Below are 20,798 nucleotides of genomic sequence, written 5' to 3' on the forward strand. Positions count from 1 at the left end.
GAGGTGATCCGGCGTCAGCGCTGAGGCCGGATCGGAGAGAAGTCGGATATCGGGAGAGAAGCCGGATGGGGAGCGGCCGGACGGGAACGGCCGGACCGGGGCGGAGGTCAGGAGGCGCGGCGGCGGCGCGTCACGAGGACCGCCGTCGTGCCGACGGCGAGCAGCGCGCCCGCCCCTGCCGCCAAGGGGAGGGAGGACGTGCCGGTGGAGGCGAGGCTGCCGTCGGGGTTTCCGACGGGCTGCACGTCGAAGCCGCCCCCGCCGCCGGTCGTGGCGGCGGAGTCACCGCCACCGGTCTGCGGGGCGGGTGTGTTGTCCGCGCCGCCCGCGCTGTCGTCGCCGCCGCCGTCGTCGCCCGTGCCGCCGGACGCGTCGTCGTCCCCGCCGCCGGAGGTGCCGCCGTCGGAGCCGGAGCCGCCGTTGTCGCCGCCGCCGTCCCCGCCGGAGGTGCCGCCGTCGACGCCATCGCCGCCGGACGTGCCGCCGTCGGAACCGCCGCCGTCCGTACCCCCGTTGCCGGTGCCGCCGTTGTCACCGCCCCCAGGCGTGCCGCCGCCGTCGACGCAGACGATGTCCTCCAGGTCCGCGGCGGAGTCGGCCGCGTCGACCTGGGCGAGGGACTTGCCCGCGAGGGCGGGCACGACCTGGGCGGTGGCGCGCAGGGCCATGCCGTCGGCCTTGGGCTCCGTGTAGCCGACGGCGCCCCAGTCCTTGCGCGGGGCGGAGCAGTTGACCTGGCGGGACCTCAGCCAGGCCACGCCCTTGGCGGCGGCTTCCGTGCGGCCGCCCACCGCGAGCGCCTGGACGGCCAGGGCGGTGCTGTTGGAGTTGCCCTTCGCGCCGCTGCCCAGGAAGCTGTCGGGGAAGCCGCCGTCCGGCAGCTGCTTCTTCTCCAGCCAGTTCAGGGCGGGCTTGGCGGCGGCGGTGCGGCCCGACCCGAGCAGCGCCTGCACGGCGAGTCCCGTGCTGTCGATGTGGGAGGAGCATTTCTCCGGGGCGGCGCCGAAGTACAGCGGGTAGCCGCCGTTCGGGCACTGGGACCCGGCGAGGAAGTCCACGGCCTTCGGAGCCACGCCGCCGGTGCGCTGGAGCGCCATCACCGCGAGGGACTGGGTGAACTGCTGGGAGCCGTCGCCTGAGGGGTGCTTGTCGGTGAAGCGGCCGTCCGCCCCCATGCGCTCGGTGAGCGTCTTCACCAGGTCCTGGCCGCCGAAGTCCTTGGGATCGCGGCGCTCGATGGCGGCGACCAGGACGAGCTTGGCGACGCCGCCCGCGAAGACGGTGCCCGGCCCCTTGCTCTCGATGTAGGCCTTGGCGTTGGCGGCGAGCCAGTCCGTGGCCTTCTTCTGGACGTCCCCACCGGTGTCGGTCGAGGCGAGGCCCATGACGACGTCGGCGGTCAGGCCCTGGTCGCCCTTGGCGTTCGTGCCGTCGGTCAGCTTCGACGCCATCCAGGTGGCGGCGGCGTTCGCCGGGCTCTTGGGGACCAGGGGCGCGTTCGCCGCCGGGGCGGCGGGCTCAGCGTGGGCGGCGGCCGGCGGCAGCAGCACCGTGGCCAGCGCGGCCGCGGGGATGCCCACCGCCGTTCTCAGCCGGAGGGACAGACGCATGGTGACGCTCCTTGGACGTGTGGGAGGAGGGTGCAAAGGCGGAGTGCGGGGACGGCGCGGCGGCGGCGGCCGAGAGCGTGACCGGCGCCCCGAAGGCGGCGCGCCGTGCGGCCCTGCGCAGGACGGCGAGGACGGCGGGGCCGAGCGTGACGATGGCGATCAGATTGGTGAGCGCGCGGCCGGTGTCCCAGCCGAACGTCGAGGTGATGAGCGTGAAGGCGGCGAAGCGGCGCAGGTTCTCGACCACAGGCGCGCCCGGCACGAACGAAAGATCGGTGTCGGGGCCCAGCGTGAACGGCCAGAACCACATGTTCATCAGGAAGCCGAAGGCGTACGCGACGACGACCCCGTACGCCGCGAGCATCGCGATCTCCGCGCGCCCCCTGACGCGCCTGGGCAGCAGCCCCGCGCCGAGGCCGATCCACCCGGAGGCGATCATCTGGAACGGCAGCCAGGGCCCGACGCCCGCGGTCAGGAGCGCGGAGGCGAACAGCGAGGTGCAGCCGAGCACGAAGCCGAAGCCGGGCCCGAACACGCGGCCCGCGAGGACCAGCAGGAAGAAGACGGTCTCGATGCCCGCGGTGCCCGCGCCGAGCGGCCGCAGCCCGGCGTTGACCGCCGAAAGCACCCCGAGCAGCGCCAGGGCCTTGGTGTCGATGCCGCCCGCGGACATCTCGGCGAGGACGACGGCGAGCAGCACCGGCAGCGTCAGGATGAAGATCAGCGGCGCGTCGGCGGTGTGCGCGGTCGCCTCGGGCCGGGGCGCGGCGAACAGCGGCCAGAAGAACATGGCGAGCCCCGCGACGCTCGCGAGGGTGAGCACGGCCGCGGGGCGCGCGCCGATCGGCAGCGCGGGCACCCGGACGCGGCGGCCGCTCCCCCGGACACCGTGGCCGCTCCCCCCGGCGCCGCGGCCGTTCACACGGTCTCCAGGGCGGTGCGCACCTGCTCGACGGTGAGCCACTCCTGAGGGCTCATCACCTTGGCGACCTGCGGCGCGAAGGCGGGTGACGAGACGACCACGTCGGCCGTCGGACCGTCGGCGACGATCTCGCCCTCGGCGAGGACGACGACGCGGTCGGCGGCCCGCGCGGTGAACTCCACGTCGTGCGTCGCGACGACCACCGCGCGCCCTTCGGCGGCCAGGCGCCGGATCACGCCGGTGAAGGCCTCCTTGGCGTGGTAGTCGAGGCCGCGCGTGGGTTCGTCGAGGAGGACGACGCCGGGTGCGGCGGTGAGCTGGACGGCGAGCACGAGGGCGAGCTGCTGGCCCTCGGAGAGGTCGCGGGGGTGCCGGGCGCCGGGGATGCCGGGCGCGAGCGCGTCGAGCAGCGCCCTACAGGTCCCCTCGGCGGCGTCCGACTCGCCGTCGGCCTGCGCGCACTCGGCGTCCACGGTGTGCAGGTACAGCAGGTCGCTCGCGGTCTGCGGCACGAGCCCCACGAGCGCGCGGGCCTTGCGGGCGGCGACCTTCCCCGGGTCCGTGCCGCCCACGTCGACGCGGCCGGAAGCGCGCGGCCCCGAGCCCTGCAGCGCCCACAGCAGCGAGGACTTGCCGGAGCCGTTGCGGCCCATCAGGGCGGTGACCTCGCCGCCCGCGAGGTCGAGGTCCAGGGCGCGCACGGCGACCGTGTCGGCGTACGCGACGGTGACGCCCCGTGCGGACAGCGCGGGCGCGCCCCGGCCGCCGGGCGCGGCGGCCGGGGTCCGTCCGGTGAGCCGGGCGCGCAGCTCGGTGGCCTGGCGCCGGGCGTCGCGCACGGACAGCGGCAGCGGCTCCCACCCGGCGAGCCGCCCCAGGTGCACGACGGGCGGGGCGACGTCGCTGTCGCGCATCAGGTCGGCGGGCGCGCCCTCGCGGACGCGGCCTTCGCCAGTGAGGTGCACGAGCCGGTCGGCGTACTGCAGGACGCGCTCCATGCGGTGCTCGGCGACCAGGACCGTCGTACCGAGGTCGTGGACGAGGCGGGTGATGGCGGCGAGCACGTCCTCGGCGGCGGTCGGGTCGAGCGCGGACGTGGGCTCGTCCAGGACGAGGACCTTGGGGTGCGCGGTGAGGACGGAGCCGATGGCGACGCGCTGCTGCTGGCCGCCGGAGAGGGTGCGCAGCGCCCGGTGGCGCAGTTCGGCGATGCCGAGCAGGTCCAGGGTCTCCTCGACGCGCTTGCGCATCACGGCCGGGTCGATGGCCAGCTGCTCCATGCCGTAGGCGAGTTCCTCCTCGACGGTGTCCGTCACGAAGGAGGCCAGCGGGTCCTGTCCGACGACGCCGACGACGTCGGCGAACTCCTGCGGCGGCGCGTCGGCGGTGCTGAGGCCGCCGACGCGGACGCGGCCCTGGAGGTGGCCGCCGGTGAAGTGCGGCACGAGCCCGTTGACGGCGCCGAGCAGCGTGGACTTGCCGACGCCGGTGCGCCCCGTGACCAGGCACAGCTCGCCCTCGCCGACGGTCAGGTCGACGTCGCGCAGCGCGGGTTCGGGGGCGTCGGCGTAGGTGAAGGTGACGTGTTCGAAGCGGATCACGCGGTTGCCTCCCGGGGCCGGGGCGCGGCCCGGGGCGGCGCGGGGGCGAGCCACGCGGGCAGGGCTCCGGCGAGGGCGGCGAGGGCGGGAAGGACGGTCACCTCGGGCCAGGCGAGCGGGGACAGGGAGGGGTAGAGCGAGGCGGCGTCGGTGCGGGAGACGGCGTACATCAGCGCGCCCGCGGCGATGCCGGACGCGGCGACGGCCCACTCGGCGCCGCGCCACGGGTCGGGCCGGTACGTGCTGCGCCTGACGCGCCGCCCGCCGAGCACGAACCCGCAGCCCGCCAGGGCGACTCCGGCCAGCAGCAGCGGCGTGCCGAGGTAGGGCGGGGTGCTCGCGCCCATGGCGCCGTACAGGCCGCCGCACACGCCGAGCAGCCCGGCGATGACCAGGGTGCCGGTGAGCAGCCGGGTGCGCGGGGCCTGGCGGCCGGTGCGGCCGTAGCCGTGCGATGCCATCGCGGCGGCGAGGGCCAGCGAGCGGTTCATGGCGTCCTCGAGGACCGGGATGACGACGCCGCGCAGCGCGCCGATGCCGCGGTAGCCCTTCTTGAGGGTGCCGCCCCGCAGGCGCCGGGCCCGGCGCACCCGCTGGACGCTCTCCACGAGCTGCGGCGCGACGGTGAGCGTGACGACGACGGACGTGCCGATCTCGTAGAGCGCGCCCGGCAGGGCCTTGAGCATCCGCTTGGGGTTGGCGAGCGCGTTGGCCGCGCCGACGCACACGACCATGGTGGCGAGCCGCAGCCCGTCGTAGAGGCCGCCGAGGAGCTGCTCCACGGCCACGGGGCCGAACAGCCTGATCCCGGCGGCCCACTCGGGCAGCGGGATCTGCGGCAGCGTGAACAGCACGGTGTCGCCCTGGCCGCCGCCGAAGACGATCCGGAAGACGACGCGCATCACGACGATGAACGCGCCGAGGGTCAGGTACATCCGGAAGGCGAGCGCCCAGGGGGCGTCGTCGCGGCGCTGGGCGACGACGAAGCCCACGGCGGCCAGGATCAGGACGAGGAGTACGGGGTTGGCGGTGCGGCTCGCGGCCGCGGCCATGCCGAGCGCCCACAGCCACCACGCGCCCGGGTGCACGGAACGGGCCAGTCGGGTCATGGGGTTCCGCCTGGTGCGCCGCCCTTGCGGCGGCGCCAGGCCGTCACGCCCGCGGCGACCGCGAGGCCCGCCGCGGCCATCGCGCCGATGACCGTGCCCGTGGGCACGCCGTCGTCCTTGGCGGCCTGGACGGTGCGCTGGTCCTCGCCGCCGGTCCAGTCGGCGGCCTCGCTCGGCGCGGGCGCGGGGCCGGAGGCGGCGCCGCGCGGGGTGGGACGCCCGCGCTCGTCCTTGCCGCCGGACTTCCCGCCCTTCCCGGGCTTGTCCGAACCCCCCTTGCCCTCCTTGCCCCTCTCGCCCTTCTCACCCTTGCCGCCCTTGTGCCCGGGCGGCAGCTCCAGGCCGCCGCCGTCGGCCTGCGGGCGCCTGCCGTTGGTGGAGCCGGGGTTGCCGGGGTTGCCGGGCCCGGGCGGTGCCGCGTTCCCCGGGCCTTCGGGGGTGGTGCCGTGGCCGGAGCCGCCGCCACCGCCGGGGCGGTCGGCGCCCGAGCCACCGCCGGAGCCGCCACCGTGGCCGCCCCCGGAGCCGCCGCTTCCGGGGGCCGAGGGCCGCCGGGGCGCCACGCGCGGCGCGGGGGCCTCGCCCTGGCCCCGGTCGAGGGAGAACGACCAGCCTTCGAAGCTGCCCTTCGGGGGCGTGCGGTAGGTCGCGCCGTACTGGCTGTACGTCCAGCGGCCGCCGTTGGACGCGTGCCAGTACGACCAGTAGGCCTTGGCGGGCGGGGTGTCGACGCAGGGCTCGCGGTCGGCGCCCGGCTTCCCTTCGAGGCGGCAGATGAAGGACTCGCCCCAGCGGTTGGTGCCGGTGATCCGGAAGCCCGCGTCCTTCAGGGCCGCGAGGCCGGTCTCCTGGGAGCCGACGGCGCAGCGTACGAGGGTGGTGCCGCCGAGTTCCCGGAAGTCGATGACGACGGTGACGCCGTTGCCGTCGGGGCAGAAGCCCGCGCGGCCCCGCCCTGTGTCCACCGCGGCGGCGGGCGCGGCCGGGCTGACGCCGAGGGCGGCCGACGCGAGCAGCAGCCCGAGCGCGCCGGCGAACGCGCGTATCGCACCGGCCATTTCGAGGTGCCCTTCGGTTCGGGGCCCACGCCGGGGCCCCGCGCACCGCTGTCACCGTGCCGCATAGACGAACCCCTGGCGCGCGTTCCGAAAGGAAGCGGCAGGGGCCTAGAGAACCGGTGAGGGGCTCAGGGCTCCACGCTGCAGACCATGACAGTGAGAAGCTGTGCACGTAGCGCGCCAGGAGCTCCGACTCGCGGTCACGCCGGGGCGTGCCGCACACGGTTGCAGGTCAGCGCCGGATTCCCACCGGCTTTCCCCAGTCGCGTACGCATGAACTTGTGTGCCCCCGCACGCACTACCTTCACACGGGGAGCACGCGCATCGTAGGCGTGCTGCGCGCGGCCGCGCCAGGGCTTTTGACCTGTGACGCTGGCCACCGCGAGCCCGTGCGCGACCCCAACCCGCGTACGGGGCCGGGCCCGACGGGCCGCGCGGGCGTGCAACCTGCTCGCAACGTGGCGGGGTGTGCACTGGCCCCGCCGTGCCACCGCGGCCCGGCGAGACGCGACCCGGAGGAGGGCGACCGGCCATGGCCGACACCCCGCGCGTGGAACTGACGCCCGCCGCCGCCGACCTGGTGCGGCGGCTGCGAGGGACCCACGGCCCCCTGATGTTCCATCAGTCCGGCGGCTGCTGCGACGGCAGCGCGCCCATGTGCTACCCGGACGGCGAGTTCCGCACGGGTGACTCCGACGTGCTGCTCGCGTCGCTCGCCGTGGACGGCGTGGCGGAGCCGGTACGGTTCTGGATGTCCAAGAGCCAGTACGAGGTGTGGAGTCACACCCGTCTCATCGTCGATGTCGTCGAGGGGCGCGGCAGCGGCTTCTCGCTGGAGGCCCCCGAGGGCGTCCGCTTCCTCATCCGGTCGCGGCTCATGGGGACGTGACGGCGCCTTGGGCGTCCTCGCCGTCTGGTGAACTCCCCGCACCACTGGGACAGTTGGACGGCCCAGGCGACCCGAGGGGGAGACCGTGACACGACGCGGCCAAGGCGGCGGACGGTTCAGAACGGTGCGCGGCGCGCTCGCCGCGCTGACGGCTCTCGGCACCCTGGCCGGTGCCGCCCTGCTCGGGGCGGCACCGGCCAGCGGCGTTCCCGGGGCCGCGCGGACGGCCACCGAGATCGCCCCCGGCGTGGAGTACCGGGACTACGACATCCCCACCCCGCGCGGCACCGCGCACGCGCACGTCCTCGACGTCGACCTGAGCGACCCCCGGGTCCGCGTCGGCCTGCTGTACCCGGGCGCGGTCGGCGCCCGCCAGGCCGTGTCCGCGATGGCGGACGGGGCGGGCGCGGTCGCCGGGGTCAACGGCGACTTCTTCAACATCTCGGAGACCCAGCACCCCGGCGTGGAGGCCACCGGCGCGCCCGTCGGGCCCGCGATCGCGGACCGGCACACCCTGAAGGGCGCCGTCCCGAACGGCCAGCGCTTCGGCCCCGCGCTGCCGCCCGGCACCACCACCGAGGACGTCATCGGCGTGGGCGTGGACCGCAGGGCCCGCCTGGACCGCCTGGCCCTCGACGGCGGCGTCCGCGCGGGGCGGACGCGGCTGCCGCTGGGCGGGCTCAACCAGTACGCGCTGCCGGTCGGCTCGGTGGGCGCGTTCACCAGCGACTGGGGCGTCACCTCGCGGGTGCGCTCCACCTGCGGCACCGACACCGACCGGGGCGCGCCGTGCAGCACCGACACCCATGAGGTGACGGTGCGCGACGGGCGGGTCGTGGCGCGGGCCGACACGCCGGGGCGGGGCGCCATCGACGCGGACACCACGGTGCTCGTGGGCCGGGAGGCGGGGGCGCAGCAGCTGCGCAAGCTGTCGCTCGGCGACGCGGTGCGCGTCCACCACCGCCTCGTGCCGTCCGCGACCCGCGTCCCGTACCGCTTCGTCGTCGGCGGCTATCCCCTGCTGCGCGACGGCGTGCCGCTGCCGGGGCTGGACGACCGGACCTCGGCGGTGCGCACCGCCGCCGGGATCGACGACGGCGGCAGGCGCCTCGTCCTGCTCGCGCTCGACGGCGCCCCCGAGTTCCGGGGCGGCCTGACCATCGCCGAGGTGGCGGCGGCGCTGCGCGCCCTGGGCGCCAGGGACGGCTTCAGCCTGGACGGCGGGGGCTCCAGCACGCTGGCCGCCCGGGACCCTGGCGCGCCCGCCGTCTCGGTGCGCAACCACCCGAGCGGCGGCGCGGAGCGCCCGGTTCCGAACGGGATCGGGGTCTTCTCGCGCGGGTGAGGGGCTTGCGTCACTCCCCCGCGTCGCGCACGGCCACCAGGCCGTTGAAGACGCCCACGTACGCGGTGCCGTCGGGCCCGAGCGTCACGGGTGCCCAGCTGTTGTCGTACGCGAGACCGGTCCCGGCGAGCCGCTTCCAGCGGGTCTGGCCGGTGTGGAAGTCGACGGCGGTCAGGTACCAGGCGTCGATGCCCAGGTGGTGGGGTTCCTTCGTGTACAGGTACACGAGCCCGTTCGCGGTGGACAGCTTCGGGACGGTGGACGGGGAGCGCTCCTGGCTCTGCCACACGGTGTCGCAGCCGCTGCCGTCGGCGCGTACGTCGACGCGGGTGACGCCGCCGACGACGCTCCGGCCGAAGGTCAGGGAGGTGACGTTCTCGTAGCCGTAGTTGTTCTCGACGACGAGGCTGTCGCCGTAGCTGATCATCGAGTTGTCGGTGGTGGACGCGCCGGAGCCGAAGACGGGCACCTTGCACACCAGGCGGCGCCCTGCGGGGACGCCGGACTCGCGCCGGTAGACGAGGACGTTCATGCGGTCATCGGCGTTGTCGGTGATGGCGACGTACTTCTCGCGCGTGCCGAACAGATCGGGGGTGGTGCCCGAGCCCTGGTTGACCGAGCCGGGCTTCGTCCCCGTGCCGCGGTCATAGGTCTGGCGCCAGGTGACCTTCGGGGTGCCGTCGGCGGCGGCCTCGAAGCCGTACAGGGCGTGGTCGGAGACGATCGAGACGCCGTCGTCGGCGACGGAGAACGAGTTCTGGATCTCCTCGCCGCGCAGCCTGATGGAGCGTATGGTTCCGGTCTTCGGGTCGACGGTGCCGACGCGGCCCTGCCGGGTCACCCACCACAGGCGCCCTTCCCAGTCGGGCAGCACGGAGGTGACGGGGTCGCACTCCCCGGTCGGGTAGAGGTTCGTCCAGCTCACGCAGTCGTGCGGGACGTGCGCGGTCAGGTCCCAGTCCTTCTCGACGACGAAGCGCCAGGTGCCGTCGGCGGTCCGCTCGTGGGCGAGCCGCACGAGGTGCTGGCGCGAGTCGGCGAGCACGAGCCGGTCCTGGTCGTCGAGGTAGGAGTAGGCGCCGCCGGACGTGTCCTTGAAGATCTTGGAGAAGTCGAGGCGGGTGATCGCCTCGACGGTGGAGGGGCGCTGGGGCAGTTTGTACTCGGCGAGGGTGCGCAGCGTCCTCGGGTCGAGCAGCTTGACCATAAACCCGGAGAAGGCGCCGCACACCGTGACGATACGGCCCTCGCGGTCGAAGGTGACGGTGGCGCACTCGCCGCCGAGGGCGGCCATCTTCTCGCTGGTCACTCGGGGTTCACGGCCGAGCGGGCCGGTCCAGGGGTAGGTGCCGCTGCCCGCCGCGTCGGCGTGCATGCCGCTGCGGCCGTTCGGCGCGAGGTACGGGTGCTGCGGCGGCGGGTCGCCGGGGACGGGGCGCGCGGTGGCGGGCGCCCCGGTGTAGGGGGCGACGAGCCGGTGTCCTGGCGCGTTCGGGATCTCGTCGGCACGCGCGGCGGGCAGGGTGAGCGCGGTCGCCGTCAGAGCCAGGGCGAGCGCGCGGCTCAGGAGCGTACGGGTCGGACGAGGCATGCGCCGAAGCTAGGACCGCACCCTTGAAGTGTCCATGCACGTACGGAAGTTGTTCACAGGCCCGGAACGCCCCCCCCGGAGCCCCGGGGTCCGGGCCAGGGCCAAGGCCAAGGTCAGGGCCGGATGCCGCTGACCAGGTCCGCCGTCGCCGTCATCCCGTCGCGGATGCCCGGAGCGACACTGCTGCCCGCCAGGTAGAAGCCGAGCAGCGCGCACACCACGGCGTGCGAGACCTTCATGCCTCCGCTGCGCAACAGGACCACCACCACGATCACCAGCAGCAGTCCCACGGAAATCGACATGACCATCACGGGCCTCCTCCGCCACGCCCACACCGCGGCTTTCGGCGGCAAGTGTGGCGTAGCGGAGGGTTTGCCCGAGTGAGGTGCGTGTCGGCCGGACGAGTGGTTGTGGCGGCGGCCCCGCGAACGCGCCGTTACCTGCCGCGGGCGTCGAGGAACTCCTGGAGCCCCGCGAGGTCGTCGGTGTTCAGGTGGTCGACGCCCGCGTCGAGCAGTTCGTGCCACAGCGCGTCGCGGTCCGGGCCCGGCAGGTCGGGCGTGGCCCAGAAGCGGACCCGCTGGCCGCGCCGGTGGGCCGTGGACACGATGGTGCGCAGCTTGTCGCGCTCGGCGGGCGGGATCGGGCCAACGCCCCGCCAGGTGAAGTTCTGCGACCAGTTGTCGCTGATCAGCGGGGCGAAGGAGGCGCGCGCCGGGCCTTGGAGGTCGGCGAGGCGGCCGTCGTAGAAGGAGCGCCGCACGCGCTGCGCCTCCATGACGGGGCGGGCCGCGCGGTCCCCGGAGATCACGGCCGTGACGGCGGAGCGGAAGACCTTGCCGTACGCGTACGTGGTGAACAGGTGCCGGTAGGGCCGCAGTCGGCGGTCCAGCTCGCGGTAGGTCGACGCGCCTTCCGTCTTGAGGTCGATCAGGAGCTGGAACTGGCCGTGCCAGCGCCGGTACACCGAGCCGCGGTGCGCGCGGACGCGGGCCGCGAGCGGGTCGAGGTAGAGCGACTCCAGGGTGCGGGTGGGGTCGAGGTCCTCCGGGTCGTGGGCGACGAGGAGTTGGCCGCCGACGAGGAAGACATCGGCCTCGACGCTGGTGAAGCGGTGGTCGAGCGCGTCGAACAGGGGACGGGCATGCTCGTAGTCGTTGTGGGCGTGGGCCTGGGCGAGGGGACGCGGGCGCGGGTGGCGGGCGGCCGCGAGCCGCTCCCCGGGCGCCGGGTCGGCGGCGTGGGCGAGGCCGGGCGCGGCGACGGCCGTCGCGACGGCCGCGCCGAGGGTGGTCAGGGCTCTGCGACGGGTGACGAGGGCCATGGGGGTACCTCCCGGGAGGTGCGGTGGGGACAGGGCGTGGGGGACGGGGTCTGAGACTTCAGTGAGTATGAGGCCCGCGACCGCCCTGGAAACCCCCATGGCCGGGGAGTTGGCGCTATCGACGTCCCTCGTTCACCGCCGGGTTCGCGAGGTGCGCGAAGGGCTCGCCACGCAGGTGGCGGCCCACTTCGGCGGCGACGACGCGGGCCGCCTTGCGGGCCACCTCCTGGCTGCCGCCCGCGATGTGGGGGGCATGACGACGCCGGGGGTGCGCGGCAGCCGTGAGCCGGCGGGGACGGGTGGGGGCCGGAGGAGGTGCGGGCGATGCGCGCGGGAGGCTCGGAGGTCCTTGTCGTGGAGCGCGGCTGACCGCGCCCCGGCGTGACGCGAGCCGCCCGCCCGAAATCCCCCGTGGGCGGACGGCTCGCCGTCAGGTGTCCAGAGATCAGAGCCGGTGCAGGCGACAAGGTGCTCTACCGCTGAGCTACGCCGACCCGAAGTCGACGACGGGATTCGAACCCGCGACCGCCCGTTCCCAAAACGAAGTAGCCCGCTCCTTCGCACCTGGACGTCTCCACCGTAACGAGCGCGGCCCGCCGGGGCACGTGGTTTTCCGGCGGCCGTCCCGGGGCTCGGCGCACCCGGCCGCGCCCACGCCGCGCCGTCAGTGGTCCCCGGTCAACTCCCGCCAGTGCACGGTCCGGTCGCACCACCGCTCCAGGAGCGTCTTGTCGTGGCCCACCGCGAGCAGCCCCGCGCCGCTGTCGGCGCGGTAGGCCTCGACAGCCGCCACCAGGGCCGCCGTCGTGGACGCGTCGAGCATCGCCGTCATCTCGTCGCAGATCAGCCAGCGCGGGCGCAGGACCAGGGCGCGGGCCAGGCAGGCGCGCTGGAGCTGGCCGTCGCTGACCTCGTGGGGGCGGCGGCGAAGGAGGTCCGCGCCCAGGCCGACGGTGTGGGCCAGGTCCGCCACGCGGCCCGGGACTTCGGCGGCGCGGCCGGTGGCCCGCAGGGGTTCGGCGATCAGCTGGGTGAGGGTGAGGCGCGGGTCGGCGGAGAGGCGGGGCTGCTGGAAGACCACGCCGATCGCGGTGCGCTGGGCGCGCGGGGCCCGGTGCCGCCAGCCGCGGGCCGGCTCGCCGTCGATGACGACCTGGCCCGCGTCCGGCTTGTGCAGCAGCGCCGCGACGCGCGCGAGGGTCGACTTGCCGCAGCCGCTGGGGCCGAGCAGGCCGACGGACTCACCCGGCGCGACGGTGAGGTCCACGCCGCGCACGACGGGGGCGCGGCGGTCGTATCCGGCGGTCAGGGAGCGCAGTTCAAGCACGAGGCGCCGCCAGTGTCGAGGTGTGCGGGTGGTGGCAGGCGGCGCCGCCCGCCGCGCCGAGCGCGAGCGCGGGCACGGTCGCGCACGCCTCGTCGGCGCGGTCGCAGCGGGCCGCGAAGGCGCAGCCCGGGGGCAGCGCGGACAGTTCGGGCGGCATGCCGGGGATGGGGGTGAACTCCCGGTCGGGCAGGGCGTTCAGGAGCCCGCGCGCGTACGGGTGGCGCGGTCCCGGCTCGTCGCCGAAGAACGCGTCCGCGGCGGCGATCTCGACGACGCGGCTCGCGTACATCACGGCGACGCGGTCGGCGACGCGCCGGGCGGCGGCCAGGTCGTGGGTGATCAGGAGCAGCGCCCGGTCCGCGCCGACGTGGCGGCGCAGTTCGTCGACGGTGCGGTCGACGAGCTCGCGGTCCAGGCCCGTGGTGGGCTCGTCGGCCAGGAGCAGCGGCGCGTCGCCGATGAGGGCGAGGGCGGTGGCGGCGCGCTGGGCGAGGCCGCCGGACAGTTCGTGCGGGTAGCGGTCGAGGTGCCCGAGGGGGAAGGCGGCCCGCTCGGCGGCGGCCTCGGCGGCGGCGCGCAGGGCGGGGCGGCGGGCGCCCGTCAGCTCGCGCAGGGTCTCCTCCAGCTGCGAGCGCACGGTCCGTACGGGGGTCAGGTGCGCGGCGGGGCTCTGTGGGACGAGGCCGACGCGCCGCCCGCGCACGGTGCGGGCGAGGGTGCGCTCGTCGGCGGTGAGCAGGTCGATGTCGCCGAGGAGCGCGGACCCGGCGGTCTCCGCGTTCTGCGGCAGCAGGCCGAGCAGCGCGGAGGCGAGCACGGACTTGCCGCAGCCGCTCTCGCCGACGAGGGCGAGGCACTCCCCCGCCGCGAGGTCGAAGCGGGCGTCGGTGACGGCGGCCACATGGGCGCCGCCGCGCATGCGGAAGCGCACGGACAGGCCGCGTACCGACAGGACGGGCGGCCGGGGCACGGGGGCGGGGGCAGAGGCGGAGGCAGAGGCAGAGGCGGGGGCAGAGGCGGAGGCGGAGGTCACAGCATCAGCTCCGATCGGCGGCGCGGGTTGATCCGCTCGCGCCAGGCGCCCGCGAGGCCCGCGATCGCCAGGGTGGGCACGATGATGAACAGGCCGGGGAAGAGGGTGGGCCACCAGTCGCCCGCCAGCAGCGAGCCGCGCGCGCCCTGCACGAGCGTGCCGAGGCTCGCCTGGTGCGAGGGCAGGCCGAGGCCGAGGAAGGACAGCGCGGACTCGTGCCAGATGGCGTGCGGCACCATGAGGACGGCGGCGAGGCCGGCCTGCGGCAGGACGCCGGGCAGCAGGTGGCGCACGGTCACGCGCCAGCGCGACGCGCCGCCGGAGATCGCCGCGTCGACGTACGGCCGCGACCGCAGCGACAGGACCTCCGCGCGCACGATGCGGGCCGTGGACAGCCAGTGCGTGAGCCCCACGGAGATCACCACGGGCCAGACGCCGGGCCGGAACATGGCCACGATGAAGATGCCGAGCAGCAGGTGCGGCACGGACGCGAAGACGTCCACGAGCCGCATCACGATCCGGTCGACCCAGCCGCCGCAGGCCCCGGCGAGCGCGCCCACGGCGGTGCCGACGACGGTGGCCACGACGGCGGCGACGACGCCGACGAGCAGCGAGACCCGCAGTCCGTAGACGCACCGCACGAGCAGGTCGCGGCCGACGTCGTCGGTGCCGAAGGGGTGGTCGAGGGACGGCGCCAGGAGCTTGTCGGCGAGGTGCACGGCCTGTTCGTCGAGGTCGACGAGCGGCGGCACGACCAGGACGGCGAGCACGACGGCCGCGACGATCGCGGCGGAGCCCCACACCCGCCACGCGCGCGTGGCCGCCGCCGAGGCGCGCGTGGCGCGCGCGGTGGCGGGGCGCCAGCTGGCCTCGGCCGGGGAGCCCGTGCCAGCCCTCTCGGCCGTCTCAGCCATCTCGGCCGTCTCAGCCGTCTCAGCCATCGAATCCCACCCTCGGGTCGGCCAGTCCGTACAGGAGGTCCGCGAGCAGGTTCCCGAGCAGCACGGCGGCCGTCGCGAGCGCGGTGAGCGCGGCGAGCAGCGGGAAGTCCACGGAGGTGGCGGCGCCCACGGTGGCCGCGGCGATGCCGGGCCAGCTGAAGACGGTCTCCACGAGCAGCGCCCCGGTGATCAGTTCGGGCACGCGGGAGCCGATGAGCGTGAGCACCGGCAGCATGCCGGAGCGGAAGGCGTGCTTCAGGAGCACGGTGCGTTCGGCGAGGCCGCGGGCGCGGGCGCCGCGCACCGGGTCGTCGCCGAGCGCGTCCCCGACGCCCTGGCGCACGTACAGCACGAACCACGGCAGCTGGGAGATCGCGAGGACGGCGGCGGGCAGGATCAGATGGCTCATGACCTGGTCGAACGTCACAGTCGTGCGCGCGGTGTCGGTGAGGCCGCCCGCCGGGAGCACATCGAGCTTGAGCGCGAACAGCCACATCACGAGCAGGCCGAGCCAGAACGGCGGGGCGGCTTCCAGGGTGTAGGCGAGGGAGGTGATCGCGCGGTCGAGCCAGCCGCCGGGGCGGCGCGCGGCGAGCACGCCGAGGGCCGAGCCGAGCAGGATCGCGAGGACGAAGGCGGTGGCGGCGAGGAGCACCGACCAGCCGATGCGCTCGCCGATGGCGTCGGCGACGGGCTGGCGCAGGGTGCTTGAGTCGCCGAGGTCGCCGGTGAGGGCCGAGGTGAGCCAGTCCCACCAGCGGCCGACGAGCGGCTCGTCGACGCCGAGGTTGGCGCGCAGCTGGTCGAGGTTCTCCTGGGACGCGGTGAGCCCGGCCGTGCCCGCGTACGCCTTGACCGGGTCGAAGGGCGAGGCCTCGGCGACGGCGAAGACGCCGAAGGTCACCACGAGCAGCACGGGGACGGCGAACACGGCCCGCCGGGCGACGAGCCGTGCCATGGGCCCCCAGGGGACCGGCCGGGTCGACCGGGTCCCCTGGGCGCGCCGCTTGTCCGGCGCGGAGGTCACTTCTTGGGCGCCCAGTCCTCGACGTTCCACCAGGGCCCTGAGGCGAGGCCGTGGTCGTGCGGCTCGACCTGCGTGGACAGGTCGCCGAAGGACTTGTTCACGACGTACAGGTGGTCGATGTGCGTGAGGAAGGTGTAGCCGGGGTTCTTCACCAGCTCGCGCTGGATGGTGTCGTACGCGGCCGCGCGCTTGCTCCGGTCGCCGCTCTCGCGGGCGGCCTCCAGGGCCTTGTCGACCGTGGGGTTGTCGTAGTGCGCCATGTTGTTGAAGCCGTCACCGGCGAGGGAGGACTTCAGGAGCGTGTACTGGTCGAAGTCGGGGTCGGCCGGGGAGCCGCCGCCCGCGAGGACGGCGTCCTTGGCCATGCGCGGCTCGATGACCTCCCAGGTGCCGGACTGCACCTCGACCTTGATGCCGAGCTTCTTGGCGTCGGAGGCGTAGGCGAGGGCGTGGTCCTGGCGGAGCTTGTCACCGGCGAGGTACCAGAGCGGGAACGTCGCCTGGACGCCGTCCTTCTCCCGGATGCCGCCCTTGCCGGGCTTCCAGCCCGCGTCGTCGAGGATCTTCTTGGCCTTGGCGGCGTCGAACTTCCGCTCGGTGCCCTTGGTGAACCAGGGGCTGTCCGTCGGGACGGGGCCGTAGGCCTCCTTGCCCGCGCCCTCCAGGATCTGGTCGACCATCGTCCCGCGGTCGACGCCGATGTCCAGGGCGCGGCGCACGTCGGTGTCGCCCGCGACCTTGTTGCCGGTGGGCAGGGTCACCACGCGGTAGTCGAAGGTCTTGGCGGCGTACGTCGTCTTCTGCCCGTCGGAGGCGAAGGTGTTGGCGAGGTTCGGCGGCAGGATGGCGCCGTCGAGGTCGCCGGCGCGCAGCCGGGTGGCGCGCACGTCGTCGTCCTTGATGATCGCCATCGTGAAGTTCTTGATCTTCGGCGCGCCGCCCCAGTAGCCGGGGTTGGCCTTGAAGACGATCTTCTCGCCCTTGGACCACTTCACCAGCTCGTACGGTCCGGTGCCGATGGGCTTGGTGGCGAAGTCGCCCTTGTTGACGTCCTGCTTGCCCGCGACGTGCTCGGGCGCGATGGGCAGGACGGTGCGCTCGGCGAACGGCGCGTAGGGGTACTTGAGGTGGAAGACGACGCTGTCGCTCCCCTTGGCCTCGACGCTCTTGACGGCGTCGAGCTCGGTCTTGGAGGCGTTGTTCGTCTTCTTGTCGAGGATCGTCTCGTACGTGAAGACGACGTCCTTGGCCGTGAAGGGCTTGCCGTCGCTGAACTTGACGCCCTTGCGCAGCTCATAGGTGTACGTCTTGCCGTCGCCGCTGACCTTGGGAAGCTTGGCCGCGAGCGCGGGCCTCAGCTTCATGTCGGCGTCGTGCGTGAGCAGCCCGTCGAAGATCTTGGAGTTGCCGTCCTTGCCGTAGCCGAGGAGCGGGCTGAGGGTCTCGGGCTCGTACGCGATGCCGACGACCGCGGAGTCCTTGGCGCCGTCCGCGCCCTTGCCGTCGTCCGGCGACGAACAGGCCGAGGCGGCGACCGCCAGTGCGGCGGTCGCCGCGACCGCGCCCGTGGTCCGTATGGATCGGGCCCTCATGCTCCACACCCCTACTGAAGATCAGTCCTTCTTGCGAACAGCTCGCAATTATGCCTCAAGTAATGGGTGTGTAAGGCAGGGGTCCCCTACGGATTTCGGACTCGCCCCAGGTCAGGGGCCAACCGGAGCTGGCAGGTCCACAAGGGCGGCCAGGGTCTCGCGATGGCGGCCCGCCGTGCCGAAAGCGATCGAGTCGGCCTTGGCGCGCTTCAGGTACAGATGGACGGGGTGCTCCCAGGTCATGCCGATGCCGCCGTGGAGTTGCAGCGCCTCCTCGGCGGCGCGCACGGCGACGGGACCGGCGTAGGCCTGGGCGAGGGCGACCGCGAGGTCCTGTTCGCCGCCGGTGGCGAGCGCTCCGGCGGCGTTGCGGGCGGCGGCGCGGGCGCCCGCCACGTCCAGCCAGAGCCGGGCGAGGCGGTGCTTGAGCGCCTGGAAGGACCCGACGGGACGGTTGAACTGGTGGCGCTCCTTGGCGTAGCGGACGGTCTCGGTCAGGCACCAGTCGGCGAGCCCCAGCTGTTCGGCGGCGAGCAGCCCGGCCCCGGCGCGCAGGCCCCGGCCCACGGCCGCCCCGGCGTCCTCGGTGAGCGGGCGCGCGGCCGCCCCGTCGAAGGTGACCCGGGCGAGCGGGCGGGTGAGGTCGAGGGAGGTCCTCGCGGTGACGGTGACGCCGTCCTGGGCGGTGTCCACGGCGTACAGGCCGCCGTCGGCGGGGACCAGCAGGACGTCGGCGGCGGTGGCGTCCGCGACGCCGGTCACCTCGCCGCGCACCGCGCCGCCCGCGTGCCGCACGGTGGTGAAGGCGCCGCCGGGCGCCGTGGCCAGGCCCACCGCGAGCGCCCCGACGGTGCGGCCCGAGGCCAGCGCGGCCAGGAGTTCCGCGGCCGTCTCGCCCGGGCAGGCAAGCAGCGCCTCGGTGGCCACGACCGCGCTCGTCAGAAACGGCACGGGCGCGACGGCGCGGCCCAGCTCCTCCAGGACGACGGCGGCCTCGCGGTGCGTGGCGCCCTGGCCGCCGCGCTCCTCGGGGACGAGCAGGCCCGCGAGGCCCATGCCCTCGGCGAGGGCCTTCCACAGCTCCCGGTCGTGCGGCTGGCCGGACTCGGCGCGGGCGAGGACCGCGGCGGCGTCGCAGCGGTCGGTGAGCAGGTCGCGCACGGCGGAGCGCAGCGCTTCCTCCTCCTCGGTGTACAGCAGATCGCTCGGCGAGGTCATCGGGTCAGGTCCTTCCAGGCGACGTCCTTGTCGGTGCGGGGCTCCGGCGGCAGGCCGAGGACGCGCTCGGCGACGATGTTCAGGAGCACCTCGCTCGTCCCGCCCTCGATGCTGTTGCCCTTGGCGCGCAGATAGCGGTAGCCCGCGTCGCGCCCGAGGAAGTCGACGAGGTCGGGCCGCCGCATCGTCCAGTCGTCGTACTCAAGGCCTTCCTCGCCGAGGAGTTCCACCTCCAGGCCGCTGATCTCCTGGTGCAGGCGGGCGAAGCCGAGCTTGGCGGCGGAGCCCTCGGGGCCGGGGCGGCCCGCGGCGAGCTGCTGGCGCAGCCGCTCGCCGGCGAGGCGGGCGACCTCGGCCTCCACCCAGAGCGCCAGGAGGCGCTGGTGCAGGTCGTGGGTGCGCAGTTCGGGGCGCTCGCGCCAGGTCCTGGCGACGGGGCCGATCATGCCGCCCTCGCGCGGAAGGCGCATGCCGCCGATGGAGACCCGCTCGTTCATGAGGGTGGTCTGGGCGACGCGCCAGCCGTCGCCGACCTCGCCGAGCCGGTGCGCGTCGGGGACGCGCACGTCGGTGAGGAAGACCTCGTTGAACTCGGCCTCGCCGGTGATCTGCCGCAGCGGCCGCACCTCGACGCCCGGGGCGGTCATGTCGCAGACGAAGTAGGTGATGCCGCGGTGCTTGGGGAGGCCGGGGTCGGTGCGGGCGATGAGGATGGCCCAGCGGGCGACGTGCGCGCTGGACGTCCACACCTTCTGCCCGTTGACCACCCAGGCGTCGCCGTCGCGGACGGCGCGGGTGCCGAGCGCGGCGAGGTCGGAGCCCGCCCCCGGCTCGCTGAACAGCTGGCACCAGACCTCCTCGCCGACCCACAGGGGCCGCAGGAAGCGCCGCTTCTGCTCCTCGGTGCCGAAGGCGAGGAGAGTCGGGGCGGCCATGCCGAGTCCGATGCCGATGCGGCGCGGGTCGTTGTCGGGGGCGCCCGCGGCCTGGAGTTCGGCGTCCACGACGGCCTGGAGGGCGCGGGGCGCGCCGAGGCCGCCGAGGCCCTCGGGATAGTGCACCCAGGCGAGCCCGGCGTCGAAGCGGGCCCGCAGGAAGTCGGCGCGGGAGGTCTCGGCGGGCGGGTGCGCGGCGAGGAACTCCTGGGCGCGGATGACCAGTTCGGTGGCGTCCCTCACGCGGCACCGCCCGCGCCGGAGGCCTCGCCCGCGAGCCCGGGCACGACGACGACGCGGCCCGTGGTGACGCCGTCGGCCACGCGCTGGACGGCGGCGGCCGCCCCGCTCAGCGGCACGCGCTCGCTGACCAGCGGCTTGACGGCGCCCTTGGCGGCGAGTTCGGTCAGCCGCTCGTGGCACTCCAGGATCGCGCCCGGGTCCTTGGTGGCGTACAGGCCCCAGTGCAGGCCGAGGATCGAGTAGTTCTTGATCAGGGCGTGGTTGAGGGCGGGCGTCGGGATCGTGCCGCTCGCGAAGCCGATGACCAGGACGCGGCCCTCGAAGGCCACGCACCGGGCGGACTGGGCGTACGCCTCGCCGCCCACGGAGTCGTAGACCACGTCGGCGCCGCGGCCGCCGGTGGCCTCCTTCACGGCCGCGACGACGTTCTCCGTACGCCGGTCCACCACCACGTCGCAGCCGAGTTCGCGGGCGACCGCGGCCTTCTCCGCGCCGCCGACGACGCCGATGACGCGGGCGCCCGCCGCCTTGCCGAGCTGCACGGCGGCGCTGCCGACGCCGCCCGCGGCCGCGTGCACCAGGAGGGTCTCGCCCGCCTGGAGCCGGGCGCGCCGGTGCAGGCCGAACCAGCCGGTCTGGTAGCCGACGTGCAGCGCGGCGGCCTGGGCGTCGTCGAGGGCGTCGGGCGCGGGAAGCAGGGCGGCGGCGTCGGCGAGCGCGTACTCGGCGAAACCCCCGTGCGGCAGGGCCGGGTTGGCGATGACGCGCCGCCCGTCCGGGGTCTCGCCGCAGAGCTCCAGGCCGGGTGTGAACGGCAGCGGCGGGGTGACCTGGTACTGGCCCCGGCACAGCAGCGCGTCGGGGAAGTTGACGCACGCGGCCCGGACCTTGAGGAGCACCTGGCCGTCGCCGGGCACCGGCGTCGGCGCCTCTTCGAGCCGCATCACCTCGCCCGGCTCGCCGTTGCGGTGTACGTGCCATGCGTGCATGCGGCGCCTCCACGGGCGGGTAGCGGACCTGGCTCCTGGGCATA

Annotated in this window: 18 protein-coding genes; 2 read left to right on the forward strand and 16 right to left on the reverse strand. The window is 74.8% G+C overall.

All coding sequences use genetic code 11. The features are described from left to right. Positions 1–107: 107 nt before the first annotated feature. The 5 genes from AC07A4_RS22110 to AC07A4_RS22130 are packed head-to-tail and all read right to left on the reverse strand — an operon-like array spanning position 108 to position 6,300. On the reverse strand, positions 108–1,610 hold the full coding sequence (locus AC07A4_RS22110; RefSeq protein WP_478601273.1) for a prenyltransferase/squalene oxidase repeat-containing protein: 1,503 nt from the start codon (positions 1,608–1,610) through the stop codon (positions 108–110). Beyond that, positions 1,519–2,532: an ECF transporter S component gene (locus tag AC07A4_RS22115; protein ID WP_478601275.1), complete on the reverse strand. Its 1,014-nt coding sequence runs from the start codon at positions 2,530–2,532 to the stop codon at positions 1,519–1,521. The genes AC07A4_RS22110 and AC07A4_RS22115 overlap by 92 nt, the downstream gene beginning before the upstream one ends. Continuing rightward, positions 2,529–4,133, reverse strand: coding sequence for an ABC transporter ATP-binding protein (locus tag AC07A4_RS22120; protein ID WP_478601277.1), 1,605 nt, complete (start codon positions 4,131–4,133; stop codon positions 2,529–2,531). Before AC07A4_RS22120 ends, AC07A4_RS22115 begins: the two co-directional genes overlap by 4 nt. Beyond that, positions 4,130–5,242: a CbiQ family ECF transporter T component gene (locus AC07A4_RS22125; RefSeq protein ID WP_478601279.1), complete on the reverse strand. Its 1,113-nt coding sequence runs from the start codon at positions 5,240–5,242 to the stop codon at positions 4,130–4,132. Before AC07A4_RS22125 ends, AC07A4_RS22120 begins: the two co-directional genes overlap by 4 nt. Further along, positions 5,239–6,300 (reverse strand): hypothetical protein, encoded by a 1,062-nt coding sequence (locus tag AC07A4_RS22130; RefSeq protein WP_478601281.1) that lies wholly within the window; start codon positions 6,298–6,300, stop codon positions 5,239–5,241. The genes AC07A4_RS22125 and AC07A4_RS22130 overlap by 4 nt, the downstream gene beginning before the upstream one ends. A 532-nt stretch (positions 6,301–6,832) precedes the next feature. On the opposite strand from AC07A4_RS22130, the gene AC07A4_RS22135 reads away from it, so the two are divergent. Together AC07A4_RS22135 and AC07A4_RS22140 are read left to right on the forward strand one after the other, a co-directional pair. Beyond that, complete coding sequence (locus tag AC07A4_RS22135; protein WP_478601283.1) at positions 6,833–7,189, forward strand: DUF779 domain-containing protein; 357 nt, start codon at positions 6,833–6,835, stop codon at positions 7,187–7,189. 85 nt (positions 7,190–7,274) lie between these two features. Continuing rightward, positions 7,275–8,534, forward strand: a complete 1,260-nt coding sequence (locus AC07A4_RS22140; protein ID WP_478601285.1) for a phosphodiester glycosidase family protein — start codon at positions 7,275–7,277, stop codon at positions 8,532–8,534. A gap of 10 nt (positions 8,535–8,544) precedes the next feature. Here the strand turns inward: AC07A4_RS22140 and AC07A4_RS22145 are convergent, their stop codons facing one another. From AC07A4_RS22145 to AC07A4_RS22195, 11 genes are all read right to left on the reverse strand, one after another. Beyond that, entirely contained in the window at positions 8,545–10,125 is a 1,581-nt protein-coding gene (locus AC07A4_RS22145) for a hypothetical protein (protein WP_478601287.1), read from the reverse strand. Positions 10,126–10,238: 113 nt separating this feature from the next. Next, positions 10,239–10,433, reverse strand: a complete 195-nt coding sequence (locus tag AC07A4_RS22150; RefSeq protein ID WP_478601289.1) for a hypothetical protein — start codon at positions 10,431–10,433, stop codon at positions 10,239–10,241. 128 nt (positions 10,434–10,561) lie between these two features. After that, positions 10,562–11,449: a phosphatidylinositol-specific phospholipase C/glycerophosphodiester phosphodiesterase family protein gene (locus AC07A4_RS22155; RefSeq protein ID WP_478601291.1), complete on the reverse strand. Its 888-nt coding sequence runs from the start codon at positions 11,447–11,449 to the stop codon at positions 10,562–10,564. Positions 11,450–12,113: 664 nt separating this feature from the next. After that, complete coding sequence (locus AC07A4_RS22160; protein ID WP_478601293.1) at positions 12,114–12,776, reverse strand: ABC transporter ATP-binding protein; 663 nt, start codon at positions 12,774–12,776, stop codon at positions 12,114–12,116. Beyond that, positions 12,769–13,695, reverse strand: coding sequence for an ABC transporter ATP-binding protein (locus AC07A4_RS22165; protein ID WP_478601685.1), 927 nt, complete (start codon positions 13,693–13,695; stop codon positions 12,769–12,771). Before AC07A4_RS22165 ends, AC07A4_RS22160 begins: the two co-directional genes overlap by 8 nt. Positions 13,696–13,805: 110 nt before the next feature. Beyond that, positions 13,806–14,723, reverse strand: a complete 918-nt coding sequence (locus tag AC07A4_RS22170; protein WP_478601687.1) for an ABC transporter permease — start codon at positions 14,721–14,723, stop codon at positions 13,806–13,808. A gap of 19 nt (positions 14,724–14,742) precedes the next feature. Next, positions 14,743–15,708, reverse strand: coding sequence for an ABC transporter permease (locus tag AC07A4_RS22175; RefSeq protein ID WP_478601295.1), 966 nt, complete (start codon positions 15,706–15,708; stop codon positions 14,743–14,745). Between the two features lie 65 nt (positions 15,709–15,773). Then, complete coding sequence (locus AC07A4_RS22180) at positions 15,774–17,369, reverse strand: ABC transporter substrate-binding protein (RefSeq protein ID WP_478601297.1); 1,596 nt, start codon at positions 17,367–17,369, stop codon at positions 15,774–15,776. 111 nt (positions 17,370–17,480) lie between these two features. Further along, a complete protein-coding gene (locus AC07A4_RS22185) occupies positions 17,481–18,587 on the reverse strand; it encodes an acyl-CoA dehydrogenase family protein (protein WP_478601299.1) in 1,107 nt (368 codons plus the stop codon). After that, complete coding sequence (locus AC07A4_RS22190) at positions 18,584–19,765, reverse strand: acyl-CoA dehydrogenase family protein (RefSeq protein WP_478601301.1); 1,182 nt, start codon at positions 19,763–19,765, stop codon at positions 18,584–18,586. The genes AC07A4_RS22185 and AC07A4_RS22190 overlap by 4 nt, the downstream gene beginning before the upstream one ends. Next, entirely contained in the window at positions 19,762–20,754 is a 993-nt protein-coding gene (locus AC07A4_RS22195; protein WP_478601303.1) for an NADPH:quinone oxidoreductase family protein, read from the reverse strand. Before AC07A4_RS22195 ends, AC07A4_RS22190 begins: the two co-directional genes overlap by 4 nt. Positions 20,755–20,798 lie beyond the last annotated feature (44 nt).

The sequence above is a fragment of the Streptomyces sp. NPDC043996 genome (assembly GCF_056435225.1).

What these genes read in the sequence shown, in the direction of transcription:
- AC07A4_RS22110 (WP_478601273.1), bottom strand. Translation starts at nt 1,610, where the DNA reads ATGCGTCTGTCCCTCCGGCTGAGAACGGCGGTGGGCATCCCCGCGGCC.
- AC07A4_RS22125 (WP_478601279.1), bottom strand. Translation starts at nt 5,242, where the DNA reads ATGACCCGACTGGCCCGTTCCGTGCACCCGGGCGCGTGGTGGCTGTGG.
- AC07A4_RS22130 (WP_478601281.1), bottom strand. Translation starts at nt 6,300, where the DNA reads ATGGCCGGTGCGATACGCGCGTTCGCCGGCGCGCTCGGGCTGCTGCTC.
- AC07A4_RS22135 (WP_478601283.1), top strand. Translation starts at nt 6,833, where the DNA reads ATGGCCGACACCCCGCGCGTGGAACTGACGCCCGCCGCCGCCGACCTG.
- AC07A4_RS22145 (WP_478601287.1), bottom strand. Translation starts at nt 10,125, where the DNA reads ATGCCTCGTCCGACCCGTACGCTCCTGAGCCGCGCGCTCGCCCTGGCT.
- AC07A4_RS22150 (WP_478601289.1), bottom strand. Translation starts at nt 10,433, where the DNA reads ATGGTCATGTCGATTTCCGTGGGACTGCTGCTGGTGATCGTGGTGGTG.
- AC07A4_RS22155 (WP_478601291.1), bottom strand. Translation starts at nt 11,449, where the DNA reads ATGGCCCTCGTCACCCGTCGCAGAGCCCTGACCACCCTCGGCGCGGCC.
- AC07A4_RS22165 (WP_478601685.1), bottom strand. Translation starts at nt 13,695, where the DNA reads ATGCGCGGCGGCGCCCATGTGGCCGCCGTCACCGACGCCCGCTTCGAC.
- AC07A4_RS22170 (WP_478601687.1), bottom strand. Translation starts at nt 14,723, where the DNA reads ATGGCTGAGACGGCCGAGAGGGCTGGCACGGGCTCCCCGGCCGAGGCC.
- AC07A4_RS22175 (WP_478601295.1), bottom strand. Translation starts at nt 15,708, where the DNA reads ATGGCACGGCTCGTCGCCCGGCGGGCCGTGTTCGCCGTCCCCGTGCTG.
- AC07A4_RS22180 (WP_478601297.1), bottom strand. Translation starts at nt 17,369, where the DNA reads ATGAGGGCCCGATCCATACGGACCACGGGCGCGGTCGCGGCGACCGCC.
- AC07A4_RS22185 (WP_478601299.1), bottom strand. Translation starts at nt 18,587, where the DNA reads ATGACCTCGCCGAGCGATCTGCTGTACACCGAGGAGGAGGAAGCGCTG.
- AC07A4_RS22195 (WP_478601303.1), bottom strand. Translation starts at nt 20,754, where the DNA reads ATGCACGCATGGCACGTACACCGCAACGGCGAGCCGGGCGAGGTGATG.